Below are 18,378 nucleotides of genomic sequence, written 5' to 3'. Positions count from 1 at the left end.
TAAATGCGTATAAGTGCAATTTTTTTATATAAAAATATCTGTTAGAGATTTACTCCCCAACAGATATTATAGAGCCATTTTTTTATTAGTTTCTAAATAAATTTTCTAAATAATTTTCTAAAGATTTGCAAGCAAAAACTCTCCCAGTTTATTCTGAGAGAGTTCTTTACTTATTTATAAAATTTTCTAGTCTTTCTTGGCTTTCTGATATTTTGTCAAGACTTAAATTATTTTTTTGCAGTTCTTCTTCCACTTCAGCACGACTAAAGCTAAAGATTTCTTTTTCGTCATCATCTACATAATATAAATTGTCTAAATTTTTAATTAGGGCAAAGGTCGTAGCTGCGTTTTTAAATAAGTCTTCTTTTTCTATATCTTCAAAATTTTTGCAGAAGACCTTTAAGCCATAGGGCTCTTTATCTGATAGGATTTTTATTTCCACTGTCTCAAAATTTTTAGGATAGGCTTGTCTATAAACTATTTGTGAGACCCTTGTGTTGTCGCCCACAAAATCTGTCTTAAAGTCATATAGGCTCTCTTCTTTTTTATTGCAAGAAGAAAATATTAAGATCAGGGCAAAAATTATAGGTATAAATTTTTTCACGCTATCACCTCTTTACTAAATTATAGCAAAAAAATAAAAAGTCGCCAGGACTTTTTAAATCTCATCTTATATTAGTCTTCACATATTATTTTTCGCAGCTTACAATGTTTTTTCCGCATTACATAATAGTTCTAAAAAATATTCCAAAAATAAAAATTATTAAAAAGATCAAAGTAAATTTGTAGTTCACGATTTTCTCTCCAAACTTATTTTAAAATTTCCTTTAACTCATTGATTAGAGTTAGGTTTGTCACATCGTAAAGAAGGGGGCTAACTGTTGCATAATCTTGTCCCAGATAATAAATGTCTGAGTCCTTGCCGTTGTTCTCCTTCGGAAAGCCCTTTAGCTTCATGTTGTAGCCTTGGCCGTCTTCTGATATGTCGTAGATGGACATGACATCGGCACCAACCTTGCAGACTTCTATTCCCTTTAAGTCTTGGTAGTCAAGGTAGGGCACATTTATATTTAGGACCTGAAGCTTTTTAAAGTCCTCAAGTTTATTAAATACATCCATGGCAACTTTTGCCGCTGAGTCAAACTTGGAGTGACCCTTCACCCATTGGGCTGACACTGCAATTGCTGGTATGTTAAATAAATTTGCTTCAATGGCAGCTGAAACTGTGCCTGAATATAATACATTTGTGGCAGTGTTGTAGCCAGAGTTTATTCCAGAGAAGCAGTAATCGAATTTTTCGTCAAGTAAATGCACAGCTGCTCTTACGCAGTCAGCTGGCGTTCCATAGACGCATAGGCTTCTTACGCCCTCAAGACCTTCAAGCTTGGCGTCTTGGACTATTAGGGGGCTCTTAAAAGTTATGGCATGAGACTTGCCAGAGTTTTCTACATTTGGTGCCGCAATTGTAACTTTGTGGCCTTCTTTTATCAGTGCCTTTGCAAGGACTTCTATGCCTTCGGCGTTAATTCCGTCGTCATTAGTAACTAATATGTTCAAATTTTTCCTCCCTTTAAAAATTTTTTAAAGTTCAAAGACTTCCGATGGCGAAAATCTTGGTGCAACATCTATGGTGTAGTCCACGCTTTCTTCCTTGTGGTCTTGCAATAAAAGATCATTTATGGTCTTTAGGGCAAGGTCTGGCAAATTATTGTCAGCTGAAAGGTGGCCCAAGAGAATTTTTTCTTTTTTCTTTTTTAAGATCATTGATAGGACTTCTCCTGCGTTTTCGTTGGAAAGGTGGCCCTTAGTGGACAGGATCCTTTGCTTTGTTTGGTAGGGGTAGGTCCCCTGCATTAGCATGTCCACATCGTGGTTGGATTCAAGATAAAAAAGTTCTGACCCATCCATTTTTTCCATGGCATCGGCGTTGACCCAGCCTGTGTCTGTCAAGAGAGAAATTTTTTTGTCGCCACTTATGACAAAGCCACAGCCACTTGCACAGTCGTGAAAGGTGGATATTGGCATGATCTCCAAGTCTTTAAAGGTAAAGCTCTTGCCATTTTCAAAGATAAAGGTCTTCTTTGGGTCTAGCTTTTTTACTGTTGGCAGCATGGCATCTAGGGTCATCATGTTGGAGAAAACTTTTAGCTTGTGTCTTCTTGACAAGACGCCCACAGATTTTATGTGGTCAATGTGCTCGTGAGTGACAAAGATTGCGTCAAGTTCACTTGCCTTTACCCCAATTTCTTCCAAGTTTTCTTCGATTTTTTTGCCAGAAAGTCCAGCATCTATTATTATTTTTGTATTTTTATATTCAATATATTGGCAGTTGCCTGATGAGCCACTTGCCAAAGAGCAAAATTTCATAAAAACCTCCAAAGCTTATTTTATCACAGGCTCAGTGATTTGTTAAGCTTAGTAATTGGAGAGGACAGTGTATTCTCCGTCAGTAAACTTCACCTTCCAGGCAGGTATGGCACGACCATTTACTGCCCGTGTTATGTCTTCAATATAGCCCTGGTCTTCGGGGTTAAAGTAAAAGCAAGGGGAAATTTTTTCTATGGTCTTGTTGTAGTATTCTGTCTTATTTAAAAGAGATAGTAAGGCGCGACCTGCTGGCGCCAGATGTATTTTTTGTTCAGACTTATTTAAGACATCAAGCCAAAGTCTATCCATGGACATGACACCTCTCGTGTCAATGACAAAATTTGTGTAGGAAGACTCAACAGGTAGGGAGTCAAAAATTTTTGTGTAATTTAAAATATATTTGTCGCCATCTACTTGGTAGTAGGAGAGATAAATGTCTCTAGTGTCATATTTTTTGTCCAATAAAAATTTTTGGGCAATATTTTGCGCCTCTTCAAGGCTATCTAGCTTATATTTATTTTCCTTGTTCCTATTTTCATAGAAAACCCTCCTGCCATTTAAGAGGTTTATATATTCGTCGCCAAGAGAAATCTCTGCAAGGTCTGTACTTGGTCTTGCCACCTTGCCCTTGCCCCTGAAGTATCTGTCATTGATGTCCTCTTCCGATGATGTTTCAAAGGAAACTAGGACTGAAGGGAGTTTTTTACTTCGCCTTGGAATGTTTGTATCAAGGCTTATATTTTTTTCTGCCAAGAGGTCAGTAACTTCCCTTACAAAATCTATTCTAGTGGATTCATTTCTCAGCCTAAAATTATTGTAATTTGAGTAGCAAAATAAAATTACATTGGCAACTAAGAGGGCTATTATTAAAATTTTTTTAATTTTTTTCCAATCCATAATACTACCTTACCATCATTAGCTTTCCACTTTCAGTGTTAAAATAATAAATATTTCCCATATAAGTCATTTCGTAGACAAGCATGGGCGCCTCTGCCTCCTTGCTATTAAAGCTTAGGTAGACAAGGTTTAAATTGTCTACAGAAGCTAGGACATCCATGGCCTTTTTGTCATCAAAGAGGTCACTATTTTTATTTATGATCCTGTGAATGGCTTCCAGATAAATTTTTTCTCTCTTGTAAATTGGGTTGTCGTCCTTTCTGATGTAGTACTCACGATAATTTTTTACAAATTCAGAGTAGACATCAATTTCTATAAAGCTGTGGTCCTTTGAAGGGAGAACTAGAGGTATTTGTCCGTCCTTTAGGTTAAAGAAAAATCTGTAACCAAGGTTTTCGTTGTAGTCGCAAGGCTCGATTTTCTCAAGGTAAATTCCTGAGCTTATGCCTGTCTTTTGGGCAATAAATTCCACAGCCCTATCTAGGCACTTATTCAAGTCTCTTGACTTCACATCGAAAAGTGATTCCAGAGAATATTCTATTATGCCTTCAGAGGATAAGGAGAGGTACTCATTTTCGTAGATGTAGGTGTTTTTGTCGTCTACAGTTATTTCTCTGATGTAGTCAATGGGCACATCTAAAAATCTTTCGGCAAGAGTGGACTTCTTGTCCTCTTCCAAATTATATAGACCAGACACATAGGAGACCTCTTGGAGAGAGAGGTAGTCCTCGTCGGGAATGTAGATATCCTTTTTAATCCCGTAGGCTTCATAAAAGTTTATGGCACGAAGACTCTTGGCCTTTACTTCAGCCAAAATGTTCTCAATGGGAAAGTCCACCTTGATGTCCATAAGCTTGTAAAAACTTTTGCTGCCAGAGATGTAAATTTCTCCAGTGTCAGATATATAAATGGAGTCCACGCTTAGGTTTATGTCGTTGGAATTTCTGTCGTCGCCAATTAAATTTACAAAAACTGAACCAGATAGGGGCGAATTAAATTTAAAGACCAGGGATTTTTCCTTTTGAAGGTTTAGGTACTCTTCTGTGTCAATTAATTTTAAATTTTCAGAAGTTGCCCTTTGTAGTTTTTCAGAAATGTCTTCGGCAGTTTCTTTCCAATATTCTCCCAGGTCAGTTGTCATGTAGTGGTCCCTCTCGCCAAAGTTTGCAATAACCCTTTGGGGAGTTAAAATTTCCTTTAAAAATTCATTTACATCGCCAATAGTTTTTTCGCTTTCGTCCCTTGTGTCAAAGGAGAGCCAAAGATTTTTTGATTGAAAAACTAAGAGGAGGATCAAAAAAATTATGGCAAGGGTGGATAAAGATTTATGAAATTTTTTCATCTTCATCACCTGCTTTAAATAGGAGCCTAATACTTGTGCCCTGACCAAAAACTGATTCAACCTTTAGACTTCCGCCAAGGGATTTTATCATTTCATTGGCAATAGATAGGCCTAGACCAGTGCCGCCCATTTCTCTACTTCTTCCCTTTTCAACGCGGTAAAACCTCTCTGTAATTCGCGGCAAGTCCTCCTTAGGTATGCCTATGCCGTTGTCAGTTACTCTTATCTCAACAAAGTCATCAAGATTTTTGGCAGTGATGGAAATTTTTCCATTTTCTGGCGTGTACTTGCAGGCGTTGGAGATAATATTTGTAAGAATTTGGTCTGCCCCATTTCTGTCAGCGTAGATGTCTTTTATGTCTAGGGCTATGTCAAATTCAATTTTGTGATTTTTTTGCGTAATGAGTAGGGATTGTGACTCAATTGCCTCGTCAATAAACTCGTAGGTGTCAAACTTCACAAGATGCAAGTTGTCCTTGTTGTAGTCAATGTTTGATAGAGATAATAGGTCTGTTACAATCCTAGACATTCTTGAATTTTCTCTGTCAATAACCTTTAAGAATTTCTTTTCAGACTCCCTGTCTAGGTCGCTGTCTAAAAGAGTTTCTGTGTAGGATTTTATAGTTGTAATAGGAGTCTTTAACTCGTGACTTACATTTGCCACAAATTCTTTACGCATAATGTCCAGCATGTGGTCTTTATTTACATCTTGTAATACTATTATCAGTCCAGAATTTATAAGAGCATCGGATTTGTAGGGTGCGTACTTGATTTTATAAAAGGTGTCAGAAATTTTTGTCAGCTCTTCACCCTTTAAGCTCTCCTCATTTTTGTAGTCAATGTTGTAGAGGTTTATACTTTTTAAATTTATTTCACGGTTAAAGTCCTTTTCAGAAATATTTAAAATTTTCTTGGCAATGGAGTTGGCGTGAATAAGCTTGTTGTTTCTGTCAATGGCAATTACGCCTTCAGCCATGTAATTAAAAATTGTGTCAAGTTTTGACCTTTCAAGGTCCATCTTTTCTATAGTTTCGCGAAGTTCCTTAGTTAAGAAGTTAAACATGAGACCAAGTTCGCCAATTTCGTCGTCACTTTTTACCTCAACGCTTTGGTTAAAGTTACCCTTTGCCATGGCCTTTGCCTTTTTTGTGAGAGTACGAATGGGACCTGTAATAGAGTTGGCAATAAAATATCCCAAAATTGAAGTTGTGATAAGGGAAATTATTGTTGCGTAAGTAATTATTACCTTGGAGTCTTCGATTACAGAGTAAATAGAATTTAGGTTTCTCGTCATATAAATAATGGCGAGAATTTTTCCGTCGCCAGATAAAATTGGCCTGGCAATATGTTTTTCTACATTGCCTTCGTTTTTGTATTCCACAATTTTTTCGCGAGTCTTGCCCTTTAGTGCGTCCATGACAAGTTTTGGCTCTATGGACTTAAAGGAATAGGCATCCATGGAGTCCTTTTGTGAAATATTTTTTGTGGAGGCAAGAATTTTTGGTGCCTCATCAGAGGAGATAATGTAGGCAGATTCTTCACTGGAAATACCCCAGTCTTTTAGGGTTTGGTCAAGCTGGGGTAGTGTTTTATAATTATTATCTTTAAAAAAAGCTGATGTTGTAGTTGCAAGGGTGTCCATGGTTTTTACCATGGCAGTAGTTGCAGTTTCGATTTGCACATTTTCAAGTCTATCGATTATAAAGGTAGATGCTATAAACATGGAAATCAAAACAAGTACAACATAAATTAAAATAAATCTAGATTTAATAGAGTGGTTCATTAGCCTTCACCATTATCTGATGCGAATAAGTATCCAACTCCTCTTTTAGTCTTGATGTATTTAAAGTCTTTGTTTTCATCTTCGATTTTTTCGCGGAGTCTTCTCACAGTAACATCCACTGTTCTTATATCGCCATAGTATTCATATTCCCAAACTTCTTCAAGGAGTTCTTCTCTTGAAAAGACAACGCCTGGGTGTGAAGCTAAATATTTTAAAAGTTCAAACTCGCGAAGAGTCAACTCAATATTTTCGCCCTTTCTTCTAACTTGGTATTTATTTAAGTCAATTTCAAGGTCCATTACCTTTAAAACTCTTGTGTCTTCTTCCTTTTTTTCTTGGGCATCAAAGCGCCTTAGTACTGCCTTGACTCTGGCAAGGAGTTCTCTCATAGAGAAGGGCTTTACCACATAGTCGTCTGCCCCAAGTTCAAGGCCAAGGACCTTATCCACTTCATCTTCTCTTGCTGTCAACATAATGACAGGCACATCAGAGGACTTTCTAATTTCTCTTAGGGCTTCAAAGCCGTTTAATTTTGGCATCATAATGTCAAGTAGAATTAAATCGTAATTATTTTCACCTGCAAGTTCAATGGCACTTTTGCCGTTGTCGGCAGTGTCAATGATGTATCCTTCCTTTTCAAAATTAAATTTTATAATATCAGATATTGCAGATTCATCGTCTACTACGAGTATTTTCTCTTCCATAAAACCATCCTTTATTCTTTATCAATTTTTGTAAAAATTTCGTCGTTTCCCTTTTCTGAGTACAAAATCAATAGAGTTTTCGTGTCAAGTATTCCATCTATCTTTAAAATCATATCATAAAACCTAGTGAGGTCGGAAGTGTTTACAGTTTTTATGCGAAGCATAATGCAGTGCTCCCCTGTAACCCTATAGCATTCAAAAATTTTAAATTTTTCATCTTTTATTTCCATTATCTTGGAGATGAGTCCCTTGAAGTCATTTGTATTGACCTTGGCAAGGACATAAGTGTCTACATTGTAGCCGATTTTTTGCCAATCAACTAGGACCTTGTAGCCCTTAATAAAACCAGCGTCTTCCATCTTATATATTCTTCTATGGATGGCAGGCCTTGTAAGATTTAATTTTTTAGAAATATCTTCGTGGCTCATCCTTCCGTTTTTTCTCAAGAGTTCCAAAATTTCGATATCAATTTCATCTAAATTTTCATTTTTTCTCATAAAAGTTCTCCCCGTTACGAATTGTATAATTTTTTTTATTTACCTTACTTTATTTTAACATAAATTAAAAAAAATGAAATAAAATTAAACTTTATATATAAAAAGAAAAATTGCCAGGAAAAAATTTAAAAAGGCGATACTTCTTTATAGAGATGAGAAAATAGTATATAATAACTTGCAGGAGGCTCCTATGGAAAATTTTTCAGCTCTGACTTTTAGAAAAATGACTTTAGAGGATGTTTTTACTTTTAGAAATTGGGGAAGACATGACTCAATTTTATTTTTAGAATATAATTTTCTTGAAGAGAGAGAAAAAGATATTGAGGACTGGTACAGGTGGAAGACCAACAAGGCCTTCTCGGAATACTATGTAGTTCTCCTTGAAGAAAAAATTATTGGATACCTGTCTTTAAAAAACATCAGCAAATTTTTAAAAAGAGGAGTGTTGGGAGTAGTCTTGGATCCCACTTATATAAATAGGGGCATTGGCAAAAAAATTCTTAAGATCTTTTTAGATGACCTAAAAAAGAGAGGTTTTAGAAAGATAATTTTATTTGCCGCAACTTATAATGAGAGAGCCATAAAAGTTTATGAGAGCCTGGGCTTTAAGGAGAAAAATAAATTTCTCATGCGCTTTACTAATGGCAATTACGACGAAAATAATCCCGACTTTAAAGAGCACAGGGAGTCTTTTAAAATTATTTTTAACAGAACTTATAACTATGCCATAAAAATGGAATTAGACCTGGAAAGAGATTGGTGAGATATGTTTTTACTAGAAAAAAATAAATATGACCTAGGAGAAACTTCCCTAGAAAATATTTTTATAAATGATTTTATGCCTGGCGCCAATGGCGAATTTGTAAAAGTTTATATTTTAGGCTACAAATTTGCCAGAGAAAATAGAGAAGACATCACTAACGAAAAGCTCGCCGATTACCTTGGCATACTGGAGTCTGATGTCAATAGGGCTTGGCAGTATTGGCAAAAGATGGGCATAGTTGAGCTTGAAGGGGACAAGGTAAAGTTTATAAACTTAAAGGAACTTTACATCAACAATGTCTACAACTTAAAGGAAGAGAAAAAGGATGAAAAGGGCTATTCAGAAATTGTAGAAAATCCAACCTATGCAAATTTACTTACAAGGGCTGAGTTTTTAATGAGAGAGCCCATAGCTCCAATGAAAAAAATTGACATAATAAATTGGATTACTTCTTACAATATGCCAGCAGATTTAATTGAAGAGGCATTTTTTTACACAACAGAGATCAAGGGCATCTACAATATTTCCTATGTTGAACAAGTGGTGAGAAATTGGTCCAAGGACAACATTAGGACCATGGAAGATGTGGAGAAGTCCTACATTGAGCACGACCTAAAATATTACAGGTATAAAAAGGTCATGCGCTATATTGGCGTGGACAAAAAATTCTCTCAAGCTGATTTTAATATTATTAATTCTTGGTTTGACGAATTTAATTTTTCAAAGGACCTTATCCTCGCCGCCTGCAACAGAACTTCAAAAATTTCCAAGCCGAATGTCTCCTATGTTGACGCCATTCTTAGGAAGTGGAAAGAGCTAGGCATAAATTCTGTGGAAGAAATCGAAGAGAAGGATCAAAAGAAAAAGAAGAGAAAGCCAACTGCTTTTCACAATTTTAAGCAGATCACTGACAAGTATTCTGAAGAAGAACTTTTTGATGTGGCAATGAGAAAGCAGCGCGAAGGCTTTAAAAAATTAGGTGTTGATTATGGAACTGACGGCAAAGATAAGTAGTTATTACGAAAACCTGAGAAGGGAAAATGCAGAAATTCAGGAAAAGAGATTGGAAGAAATTTACAAAAAAATTCCTGAAATAAGAGAAATTGATGGACTAATAAGAGATATTGCCCTTCGTGCATCAATTGAGCAGATTAAAAATCCAAACCAGGACAAGTCCCTTGAGGAATCGGAAAAAATTTACAATTTAAAGCTCAAAAAGATGGACTTTTTAGAAAAAATGGGCTATCCTAGAGACTATCTAAGTGAGATATACACTTGCAAGGATTGTCACGACACAGGAATAAATGAAGACAATGAGAAATGTCACTGCTTAAAGAAATTAATTGTCTCAGAGCTATATGACATGTCCTCTATTTCTTACATGCTGGAAAAGGAAAATTTTGACAAGTTTGACTTAAATATTTTTTCTAAAAAAGTTTATGAAAAATATAATATGTCTCCAAGAGAAAATATGAGAAATATTCTGGCTCTTTCAAAGAATTTTATCAAGACCTTTGATGAGAAGAATGACTTGAATTTGCTCCTGTGGGGACCAACTGGTCAGGGCAAGACCTTTTTACTTAACTGTATAGCAGCTGAACTGATAAATAAGGATGTCATAGTTATTTATCAAACTGCCTATGAAATTTTAAAGACAATTGAAGATAGAAAATTTAAGAATATAGATGATGATAGGTATGATTTGTACTTTGAGTCCGATCTTTTAATCGTAGATGATCTTGGCATTGAGTTTGTAAATTCTTTTACAACTTCAGAAATTTTTAACATTATAAACACAAGGCTTTTGCGAGGCAAGAAAACATTAATTTCCACAAATTTATCGCCGAAGGAACTTTCAGAAACTTACACAGACAGAGTTTTCTCCAGAGTTTTTCAAAAATTTGTGCCAATTAGTTTTTTTGGACCGGATCTAAGGTGGCAAGGAAGGGAGAAAAGATGAAACTATCAGAAAGAATTGAAAAAATAGAGTATTCAGCAATAAGAAAGCTTACACCTTATGCTGACAAGGCAAAAAAGGAAGGAAAAAAGATTTATGAACTAAATATTGGGGCTCCAGACATTGATGTGCCAGATATTTATTATGAAACTTTCCAAAATTTTAGGAGAGGACCCCTTCCCTATGCCCATGCACAAGGACTTCTCGAACTGAGAGAGGCCACTGCAAATTATTATAAAAAGAGAAATATAAAATTTGATGCCGATGACATTTACATCACCAACGGTGCAAGTGAAGCAATTTTATTTACCTTCCAAGTAATTGCCAATGAAGGCGATGTTATTCTTACAACTGATCCCTTCTACACAAATTACATGACAGTTTTTGAACAACTGGGCATTGAACTTGAAACTTTTAAAACTGATCCAGACAAGGGCTTTGCTCTACCAGATGAAGAAGAAATTGAAAAGCACATTACAGATAAGACAGTTGCAATTTTGCTTTCCAACCCAACTAATCCAACGGGAGCTCTTTATTCTGAAGAAGGAATTTTGAGGATTGTAAATCTTGCAAAGAAGCACGACCTATACATTATTGCAGACGAAGTTTATAGGGAGTTTGTCTACGACGGCAACACATATAAGTCCTTTGGAGAAGTGGAAGGACTAGAAGAAAATTTAATTTTAATTGATTCCATTTCCAAGAGATTTGGCGCTTGTGGAGCAAGAATTGGCTCAGTTGCATCAAAAAACAAGAGATTTAACGACGGAATAAATAAGCTTTGCAACTGCAGACTTGCTTCATCAACAATTGAACAAGTGGCTGCTGCAAAATTATATGAAATTGACAAAAGCTATTTTGAAGCTGTAAATAAGGAATATCAAAAGAGAAGAGATGTAATCTACGAAGAACTAATTAATATTCCTGGTGTAACTGTAAAAAAACCAAAGGGGGCCTTTTATGTAATGCCAAAACTTCCTGTTGACGATACAGAAAAATTTGCCGTTTGGATGATTGAAAACTTCGACATAGACGGTGAAACTCTAATGTTTGCACCAGCTAAGGGATTTTTCAAAGACAAGGAAGAAGGAAAGCAAATGATAAGACTTGCCTTTGTCCTTAAGGCTGATTCCTTGAGAAAGGCAATGAGAATTTTAAGAGAAGGCATTAAGGCCTATAATAGTGAAAATGAAAAGAGATAAGATTTTAAAAATACTAGAAAAAATAGTAATTTTTCTAGTAACTCTTGTAATGATTTCAGTTCTTGCCAACCAATATATAAAGACAAGTGCAGGCGCAATAAATGAGAGCCTAAGGTTGGCACAAATTGTCCTTGCCATATTAATAGTTTTTTTGACACTACTCATGGCTATAATAAGCAAAAACAAGAGCTTGTTTTTTGTACTACTTGGCTTTTATGCGCTAACTGCTTTACTTTTCTATGTCTTTAAGTCTGCAAATAGAATTTAATTTTGATTATTTTAAGAAAAATGGGATATAAAAAGATATATGGAACTGTTTCAGGCAGTTCCTTTTTTAAAAGAAAGAAGGGAAATAATGAATCTGTTACTTATAACTGTGGTACTTTTACTAGCAATTATAGCCACAAAAATTTCAAATAGATCGGGCCTTCCTGCCCTGCTTTTGTTCTTGGCAATGGGAGTTATCTTTTCTGCCCTGGGCTATGATTTTAACAATTTTAAAGTTGCAGAAAATATTGCCACTCTTTCCCTTATGATAATAATTTTTTACGGTGGCTTTGGTACCAACTGGACTATGGGTCGGGCAACTGCAAGGGAATCCATAAGCCTTGCAAGTCTCGGCGTCTTTGCCACAGCCATACTTACGGGACTTTTCTGCCACTACATTTTAAAAATTGATTTTTTAGAATCAATGTTACTTGGTTCAGTAGTTGCCTCTACTGACTATGCAGCTGTATCAAATATTTTAGTTTCAAAAAACCTAAACCTAAAATATTCCACTGCGCCACTTCTTGAAATCGAAAGTGGGTCCAACGACCCTACAGCCTATACCATGACCATGGTCTTCTTGTCACTCCTATCAGGCTATAGCGTCTCCATTTCAATAATAATTTTGCAACAAGTTGTCCTTGGCATAATTGGAGGATTTTTGCTGGGCTTTATTTTTATAAAGCTTATAGAAATTTTATCTCTTGACGAAGACGGACTCTTTTCAGTTTTTATAGCCACAATGATGATAGGAACCTATGCCCTTACATCACTAGTTGGCGGCAATGGATTCTTGGCACTATACATCCTTGGCATTTACATTGGCAACCACGAGTTTAGAAGAAAGAGAGATGTAGTATTTTTCTACGACGGACTCTCAACAATTTTCCAAATAGCAATGTTCTTCCTCTTGGGACTTTTATCAGATATACATTTAATAATAAAGGCCCTACCAATAGGCTTTGTCATTGCAATTTTCATGCTCTTAGTGGCAAGACCACTTACAGTCTTTGGACTTATGGCACCCTTTAAGATGAAAAAAAATCAGCTAACCCTAATTTCCCTGGCAGGACTTAGGGGAGCAGCAGCCATTGCCTTTGCCATAATGGTTGTAAATAGGGATATAAACCTATCCATTGACATCTTCCACATAGTTTTTGTAATTTGTATATTTTCACTTTTAATTCAGGGAACGGCCCTGCCCTTTGCCACGAAAAAGCTTGACATGTATGATCCAGACGACACAGTTCTTAGGACCTTTAATTATTATTCAGACAAGACAGATCTTGAATTTATAAAAACTCATGTATCAAAAACTTCTCCTTGGGTGAATAAAAAAATATCAGACATAGAAATTGCCTTTAACATAATAATTGCAAAGATAGAAAGAGAGGGCAAGAGCATTGTCCCAAGGGGCAACACTTATCTTAGAGATGGCGATGTAATTGTCCTTGGCGGCGAAGGATATTTTGATGCCACTGGAGAGGACCTACTGGAAATAAAAATTTCTGAAACGCATAAGTGGGCAAATAAAAGAGTACGTGACATTCACATTGGAAAAGATGAGCTCATAATAATGGTTCAGACTCCAAGTGGAGAAATAATTGTGCCAAGGGGAAATACTATTTTAAAGCCAGGAGACAGGGCAGTTATATCTAAGGAATCCAATGAAATAGAAGATCCAGAATAGGAGGAAAGATGACAGACTTAAAGGAAATAAAAGAAGCGCGTGAGGCACTTTTAGATTTAAGAGAAGAAATTGACTCAGTAATAAATATGACAGATAGTGCAAGCAGGTGGAGTCTCTTTGACATTTTTGCAGGCTCAAGTATAGTTGGCTTTGTAAAAAGAGGAAAGATAAAGGACATCAACTCAGGCCTCGAAATTATTCGCGAAAAATTAGAAATTGCCAAAAAGGAACTTGGCGATGTGAGAATGAGCTTAGATGAAGAAATTAGCGACACGACTTATGATTTTTTCGTAGATATTATTTTTGACAACATCTTCACAGACCTTCGCGTAAATCGAGAAATAAAGGAAATAAGGGAAAACTTATTTGACTTAAAGGAGCGAGTTGAAGAAATTTTAAGAAAATTAAATTAGATTTTAAAATTAATAGTGAAATTTAGAATAAAATCTTCGATTAGTCGGGGATTTTTTTATTTGCAAAAATTTTTCTTTATAGAAAATATGTATAGTTAAGATAAAAATCTAGGCAAGAAGCATATAAGAGCCAAGGCAATAAAATTGTTTTTTTAAAATATAAATCATTAAAAATATTTCGAAAGCAAAAAATTCACTCAGCACTGTAAATGGATATAGTTATGTATTTTACAAGACTCTAAACTTTATAGGCTAACTGATTTAAACTACTATAAAATTTTTAATTCAATGTAAAAATGTTTTCTAAGATTATGAATTATACTAGACTAGAGTTTTTTTTAAGGTTATAATTAATTTAATCATGCAATTATATTATGAGAGGAGACAAAATATGCAAGATTCACAAAAGAAAATTAAGTGGTCCATGCTGGCATTTATGGCATTTTCCACTTTATGGGGCTTTGGAAATGTTGTTAACGGTTTCGTATTCTTTAACGGAATCCAAGTAATATTTTCATGGATCCTAATGTTCGCACTTTATTTCATTCCTAACGCACTTATGGTAGGGGAACTTGGTTCATCCTTTAAGGACGAAGGTGGTGGAGTTACTTCATGGATTAGGGCAACTTCAAGCGATAAGTTAGCTTATTATGCTGGTTGGACTTATTGGGCATGTCACATTACCTACATCGCTTCAAAGGGTTCAGGTGGACTAAAGGCAATGTCCTGGATGTTCTTCCAAAACGCAGAAGTTTACGACTCACTTCCAACTGTTTATGTACAAATTGCAACTCTAGCAGTATTTTTAATTTTCTGCTGGGTAGCAAGTAGAGGTCTTAACCCACTTAAAAACCTAGCAACTATTGCAGGTTCAAGTATGTTTGTCATGGGTATCCTTTACATCTTAATGATGCTAGCTGCTCCAAAGATCAATCCAGATGGTGGATACCAAGCTATGGACTGGTCTCTTAACAATTTGATCCCAACTTTTGACATGAAGTATTTCACAAGTTTATCAATACTTGTCTTCGCTGTTGGTGGTATTGAAAAGATGAGTCCTTATGTAAACCACATGGAAGGAAATTCTTCTAAGGAATTCCCTAAGGCAATGATCTTTGCTGCTGTCATGGTAATTATTTCAGCTATCTTTGGTACTATTGCCATGGGTATGATGTTTGACCCTGCTATTATCAATGCAGACTCAGCAACTTTTGACTCTTATGCAGCTAATGGTGCTTATTGGGCTTTCCAAAAGGTTGGAGAATATTATGGTCTTGGCAATACTATTATGATCATCTACGCTCTTTGTAACATGATCGGTCAATTCTCTACACTTGTTGTAAGTATTGACGCACCACTTAGAATGTTACTTGATGACGACAGAACAAATAAATATATACCTAGAAAGCTTCTTAAGAAAAATAAATATGGAGCTTACATCAACGGTATTAAACTTATAATTGTCCTTGCAGGTTCAATTATCCTTGCACAAATCCTAGTGCCAGGTGCTGCAACTGTTTTAAGACAATTAACAAAACTTAACTCAATTACAATGCCACTTCGTTACCTATGGGTATTCTTGGCATATATTTTCTTGAGAAAGAACAGGGGCGATGTAGAAAGAGAATTCTACTTTACTCATAACCAAGGAGTTGCTTTATTCTTTGGCTTCTGGTGCTTCATAGTTACACTTGCTTGCTGTATCTTGGGTATGATTTCAGACGACCCAATGCAAATGGCACTTAATGTAATTACACCACTTGTACTTGTTGCACTTGGAGTAATTTTACCAATGATTAGAGCAAAGGAAGATAAAAAATTAAGCTAAATTCCAAAAAGGAGGAAGTTATGAATTATTTAGAAACTTCAAAGGAATTGTTAGAATTTATTAAAAAGAGCGCAAGTATGTTCCACACAGTTGACACTGTGAAATCCTATCTTGACGCAGAAAATTTTATAGAATTAAAGGAAGGCGAAAGCTGGAATATTGAAAAGGGCAAGAATTATTACACTACAAGAAATGATTCATCAGTGATTGCCTTTAAGGTTGGTAGTGACCTTTCAGACTACCACTACCAACTTGTAGCTTCACACTCTGACTCTCCAACATATAAGGTTAAGAGCATGCCAGAGCTTGAAGGTCCAGGAGGCTATGTAAAGCTAAATGTTGAAGTATATGGTGGACCAATTGATTCAGTTTGGTTTGATAAGCCACTTAGCCTTGCAGGAAGAGTTTTAGTGGAAGAAGATGGCGCCATAGTTTCAAAATTACTTCACATTGATAGGGATCTTTTAATCATCCCTAATGTTGCCATTCACATGAATAGAGAAGTAAACAAGGGCTATGAATACAATAGACAAGTAGATTTACTTCCACTATTTACAGCAGGCGGCATGAAAAAGGGCGACTACGACAAGATGATTGCAGAAGAACTTGGAGTAAAGGAAGATCAAATTATTTCCAAGGACCTATTCTTAGTCAATAGACAAGTTGGAAAAATTTGGGGCTACAAGGATGAATTTGTATCATCACCAAAGCTTGACGACCTAGAATGTGCCTTCACATCACTAAAGGCCTTTATAGCAGGAAATAATGACAAGGCAGTAAATGTATATGCTTGCTTTGACAACGAAGAAGTTGGCTCAAACACAAAACAAGGTGCCATGTCTACCCTTCTTCACGACACGCTAAAAAGACTAAACGCAGGTCTTGGCTATGACGAAGAAGAATACCACAAGGCAGTGGCAAAATCCTTCCTAGTTAGTGCAGACAATGCTCACGCAGTTCATCCAAACCACAAGGAATTAACTGACGATGAAAATAGAACTTTCATGAACAAGGGTATTGTAATAAAAGAAGCTGCCAACCAAAAGTACACATCTGATGCCTTTTCACAAGCAGTCTTCAAAAAGATTTGTGCCTTGGCAGAAGTTCCAGTGCAACACTTTGCCAACAGAAGCAACATGCAAGGTGGCTCAACTCTTGGAAACTTATCAAACACACAAGTTTCACTTCACGCCGTTGACATTGGACTTCCACAACTTGCTATGCACTCAAATTATGAAACAGCAGGAGCAATGGACCCAGCCTACATGATTAAGGCACTTACAAAATATTACAACTCAAATGTAAAAATTGAGGGCGCATCAAAAATTTCTGTTGAAGAATAATTTATTTAAAAAATAATTTTGACGAAGAATAATTTTGGTGGAAAAATTCAAAAATAATTTTAAGGTGATATTGCAGAATAGATGATTCTACTCTGCAATATCATTTTTTTATCAAGTATTTAAGTTTAGCCCTATTGATAAGAGACATATTTCACTTATTATATTTTCTATTATGGGACTTTTGCAACAGCCCCTTTATTTTTTGCTAATTTTTTATTAAATTTATACATACCTATACAAATATCTATAAAATCATATAAGATAAGGACCTATAAATAAAAAAATACTTTAATCACAATAATCGCATTTTAACTTGTGATCCTTGCAAGCTAAATGACGAACTTCACTAGGAAGTTTTCCCTTGTATCTTTTGTAATAAATGGAAAATTTGCTATGGGATGTATATCCAACAGATTCTGCTACTTCCTTTATAGGAAGTTTAGTATTTAACAGAAGAGTTTCAGCTACATTCATTCTTTTTCTTTGGGTGTATTCTGTAATACTTTGACCATATTTTTCTTTAAACAAATTCTTTAATTTTGTTCCGCTCATTTTAGATATTTTTTCAAGGGTTTCCTGATTTACAGTCATGGCAAAATGATCATCTAAAAACCTGGATACATCTTCAAGTGCTTTATTATCGTCAGACTCAATTTTATATTTTTTTCTATTTAAGTAGGTATCGATTACTATACTTATCCACTCATTTGCCTTGGCTTTAAAGAAAAAATCAGCGGCAGGAGCGTCCATCTTACAATTTAATATTTCCATTGCTACTTTTTCTAATGACTTTGTAAGTATTATTTGATTTGTTTGAAGTAAAGCCCTATAAAAGGATTCAAGATCGATATTAATGGATGACAGGTGCTTTTCTAAAAGTTCTCTTTTAAATCCAACAGAAACAGTGAGATAGTAACTATTCTCGTGTAATAAAAATAGAAAGTCATCTTCTATATTGTCAAAATCAAGAGTATATAAGGAGTTTGGCGTCAAAGTTTGATAAGGGTTAAATTTTTCGCCGTTTGCACTTACAATATAGCTAGAGCATATCGAAACATAGTTTTCCATACTATAAGTACTATTTTGAATAACTTCTTCTTTGATATAAAAATCGTGGATATCAATAATAAATCCATTTCCTTCATAAAACCAATATAGGCCTTCTGCATTAATTGAATCATCTTTACTCCAACAAAATGTATGCCCTGCACTTGAATATTTCTTATTATTTTTACATTCATCTACGTTCATATATTCTTTTACAAAATCATAATATGTCATAATACACTATCCCTTTTAGACAATATTCCAATTAGCCTTATTAA

General features: G+C 35.3%; 18 protein-coding genes. 9 read left to right on the top strand and 9 right to left on the bottom strand.

The annotated features are described in order from the left end of the window. Window positions 1-166: 166 nt before the first annotated feature. The 8 genes from WMO19_RS06055 to WMO19_RS06020 form a co-directional block, all read right to left on the bottom strand. Entirely contained in the window at window positions 167-604 is a 438-nt protein-coding gene (locus WMO19_RS06055; RefSeq protein WP_349170736.1) for a DUF4825 domain-containing protein, read from the bottom strand. A 206-nt stretch (window positions 605-810) separates the two neighbouring features. Continuing rightward, window positions 811-1,557 (bottom strand): 5'/3'-nucleotidase SurE, encoded by a 747-nt coding sequence (surE, locus tag WMO19_RS06050; RefSeq protein WP_311566004.1) that lies wholly within the window; start codon window positions 1,555-1,557, stop codon window positions 811-813. A gap of 24 nt (window positions 1,558-1,581) precedes the next feature. Beyond that, entirely contained in the window at window positions 1,582-2,367 is a 786-nt protein-coding gene (locus tag WMO19_RS06045) for an MBL fold metallo-hydrolase (protein ID WP_070610930.1), read from the bottom strand. A gap of 48 nt (window positions 2,368-2,415) precedes the next feature. Then, a complete protein-coding gene (locus WMO19_RS06040; RefSeq protein ID WP_349170734.1) occupies window positions 2,416-3,264 on the bottom strand; it encodes a hypothetical protein in 849 nt (282 codons plus the stop codon). A gap of 4 nt (window positions 3,265-3,268) precedes the next feature. Then, a complete protein-coding gene (locus WMO19_RS06035) occupies window positions 3,269-4,606 on the bottom strand; it encodes a hypothetical protein (RefSeq protein WP_349170733.1) in 1,338 nt (445 codons plus the stop codon). Beyond that, window positions 4,590-6,389 (bottom strand): HAMP domain-containing sensor histidine kinase, encoded by a 1,800-nt coding sequence (locus WMO19_RS06030; RefSeq protein WP_349170731.1) that lies wholly within the window; start codon window positions 6,387-6,389, stop codon window positions 4,590-4,592. The genes WMO19_RS06035 and WMO19_RS06030 overlap by 17 nt, the downstream gene beginning before the upstream one ends. Further along, window positions 6,389-7,093 (bottom strand): response regulator, encoded by a 705-nt coding sequence (locus tag WMO19_RS06025; protein WP_019125378.1) that lies wholly within the window; start codon window positions 7,091-7,093, stop codon window positions 6,389-6,391. Before WMO19_RS06025 ends, WMO19_RS06030 begins: the two co-directional genes overlap by 1 nt. A gap of 11 nt (window positions 7,094-7,104) precedes the next feature. Further along, window positions 7,105-7,590 (bottom strand): Lrp/AsnC family transcriptional regulator, encoded by a 486-nt coding sequence (locus WMO19_RS06020; RefSeq protein ID WP_019125379.1) that lies wholly within the window; start codon window positions 7,588-7,590, stop codon window positions 7,105-7,107. Window positions 7,591-7,780: 190 nt separating this feature from the next. Between WMO19_RS06020 and WMO19_RS06015 the strand changes: the two genes are divergently transcribed. From WMO19_RS06015 to WMO19_RS05975, 9 genes are all read left to right on the top strand, one after another. Beyond that, window positions 7,781-8,353: a GNAT family N-acetyltransferase gene (locus WMO19_RS06015; protein ID WP_349170728.1), complete on the top strand. Its 573-nt coding sequence runs from the start codon at window positions 7,781-7,783 to the stop codon at window positions 8,351-8,353. Window positions 8,354-8,356: 3 nt separating this feature from the next. Continuing rightward, on the top strand, window positions 8,357-9,367 hold the full coding sequence (locus WMO19_RS06010) for a DnaD domain protein (RefSeq protein ID WP_349170727.1): 1,011 nt from the start codon (window positions 8,357-8,359) through the stop codon (window positions 9,365-9,367). Continuing rightward, on the top strand, window positions 9,342-10,313 hold the full coding sequence (locus WMO19_RS06005) for an ATP-binding protein (RefSeq protein WP_349170725.1): 972 nt from the start codon (window positions 9,342-9,344) through the stop codon (window positions 10,311-10,313). Before WMO19_RS06010 ends, WMO19_RS06005 begins: the two co-directional genes overlap by 26 nt. Then, window positions 10,310-11,512 carry a pyridoxal phosphate-dependent aminotransferase gene (locus WMO19_RS06000; protein WP_349170723.1) on the top strand — a complete coding sequence of 401 codons (1,203 nt, stop codon included), beginning with the start codon at window positions 10,310-10,312 and terminating at the stop codon, window positions 11,510-11,512. Before WMO19_RS06005 ends, WMO19_RS06000 begins: the two co-directional genes overlap by 4 nt. Further along, complete coding sequence (locus WMO19_RS05995; RefSeq protein ID WP_349170722.1) at window positions 11,499-11,780, top strand: hypothetical protein; 282 nt, start codon at window positions 11,499-11,501, stop codon at window positions 11,778-11,780. Before WMO19_RS06000 ends, WMO19_RS05995 begins: the two co-directional genes overlap by 14 nt. 87 nt (window positions 11,781-11,867) lie before the next feature. Beyond that, window positions 11,868-13,469 carry a potassium/proton antiporter gene (locus tag WMO19_RS05990; protein ID WP_349170720.1) on the top strand — a complete coding sequence of 534 codons (1,602 nt, stop codon included), beginning with the start codon at window positions 11,868-11,870 and terminating at the stop codon, window positions 13,467-13,469. 8 nt (window positions 13,470-13,477) lie between these two features. Beyond that, complete coding sequence (locus WMO19_RS05985) at window positions 13,478-13,882, top strand: hypothetical protein (RefSeq protein WP_349170719.1); 405 nt, start codon at window positions 13,478-13,480, stop codon at window positions 13,880-13,882. Between the two features lie 391 nt (window positions 13,883-14,273). Next, window positions 14,274-15,710: an APC family permease gene (locus WMO19_RS05980; protein WP_349170717.1), complete on the top strand. Its 1,437-nt coding sequence runs from the start codon at window positions 14,274-14,276 to the stop codon at window positions 15,708-15,710. Window positions 15,711-15,730: 20 nt separating this feature from the next. Next, on the top strand, window positions 15,731-17,053 hold the full coding sequence (locus WMO19_RS05975; protein WP_349170715.1) for a M18 family aminopeptidase: 1,323 nt from the start codon (window positions 15,731-15,733) through the stop codon (window positions 17,051-17,053). 288 nt (window positions 17,054-17,341) lie between these two features. Here WMO19_RS05975 and WMO19_RS05970 read toward each other — a convergent pair whose 3' ends face one another. Beyond that, entirely contained in the window at window positions 17,342-18,334 is a 993-nt protein-coding gene (locus tag WMO19_RS05970; protein WP_265237789.1) for a helix-turn-helix domain-containing protein, read from the bottom strand. Window positions 18,335-18,378: the final 44 nt, after the last annotated feature.

The sequence above is a fragment of the Peptoniphilus hominis (ex Hitch et al. 2025) genome (assembly GCF_040096015.1).
GTDB lineage: Bacteria > Bacillota > Clostridia > Tissierellales > Peptoniphilaceae > Peptoniphilus_A > Peptoniphilus_A hominis.
Note: the sequence above shows the minus strand (reverse complement) of the source record. Positions and strands in the feature narration are given on the sequence as shown.

What these genes read in the sequence shown, in the direction of transcription:
- WMO19_RS05980 (WP_349170717.1), top strand. Translation starts at nt 14,274, where the DNA reads ATGCAAGATTCACAAAAGAAAATTAAGTGGTCCATGCTGGCATTTATG.
- WMO19_RS06020 (WP_019125379.1), bottom strand. Translation starts at nt 7,590, where the DNA reads ATGAGAAAAAATGAAAATTTAGATGAAATTGATATCGAAATTTTGGAA.
- WMO19_RS06015 (WP_349170728.1), top strand. Translation starts at nt 7,781, where the DNA reads ATGGAAAATTTTTCAGCTCTGACTTTTAGAAAAATGACTTTAGAGGAT.
- WMO19_RS06005 (WP_349170725.1), top strand. Translation starts at nt 9,342, where the DNA reads ATGGAACTGACGGCAAAGATAAGTAGTTATTACGAAAACCTGAGAAGG.
- WMO19_RS06010 (WP_349170727.1), top strand. Translation starts at nt 8,357, where the DNA reads ATGTTTTTACTAGAAAAAAATAAATATGACCTAGGAGAAACTTCCCTA.
- WMO19_RS06030 (WP_349170731.1), bottom strand. Translation starts at nt 6,389, where the DNA reads ATGAACCACTCTATTAAATCTAGATTTATTTTAATTTATGTTGTACTT.
- WMO19_RS06000 (WP_349170723.1), top strand. Translation starts at nt 10,310, where the DNA reads ATGAAACTATCAGAAAGAATTGAAAAAATAGAGTATTCAGCAATAAGA.
- WMO19_RS05995 (WP_349170722.1), top strand. Translation starts at nt 11,499, where the DNA reads ATGAAAAGAGATAAGATTTTAAAAATACTAGAAAAAATAGTAATTTTT.
- WMO19_RS06035 (WP_349170733.1), bottom strand. Translation starts at nt 4,606, where the DNA reads ATGAAAAAATTTCATAAATCTTTATCCACCCTTGCCATAATTTTTTTG.
- WMO19_RS06025 (WP_019125378.1), bottom strand. Translation starts at nt 7,093, where the DNA reads ATGGAAGAGAAAATACTCGTAGTAGACGATGAATCTGCAATATCTGAT.
- WMO19_RS05985 (WP_349170719.1), top strand. Translation starts at nt 13,478, where the DNA reads ATGACAGACTTAAAGGAAATAAAAGAAGCGCGTGAGGCACTTTTAGAT.
- WMO19_RS06040 (WP_349170734.1), bottom strand. Translation starts at nt 3,264, where the DNA reads ATGGATTGGAAAAAAATTAAAAAAATTTTAATAATAGCCCTCTTAGTT.
- WMO19_RS05990 (WP_349170720.1), top strand. Translation starts at nt 11,868, where the DNA reads ATGAATCTGTTACTTATAACTGTGGTACTTTTACTAGCAATTATAGCC.
- WMO19_RS05970 (WP_265237789.1), bottom strand. Translation starts at nt 18,334, where the DNA reads ATGACATATTATGATTTTGTAAAAGAATATATGAACGTAGATGAATGT.
- WMO19_RS05975 (WP_349170715.1), top strand. Translation starts at nt 15,731, where the DNA reads ATGAATTATTTAGAAACTTCAAAGGAATTGTTAGAATTTATTAAAAAG.
- WMO19_RS06045 (WP_070610930.1), bottom strand. Translation starts at nt 2,367, where the DNA reads ATGAAATTTTGCTCTTTGGCAAGTGGCTCATCAGGCAACTGCCAATAT.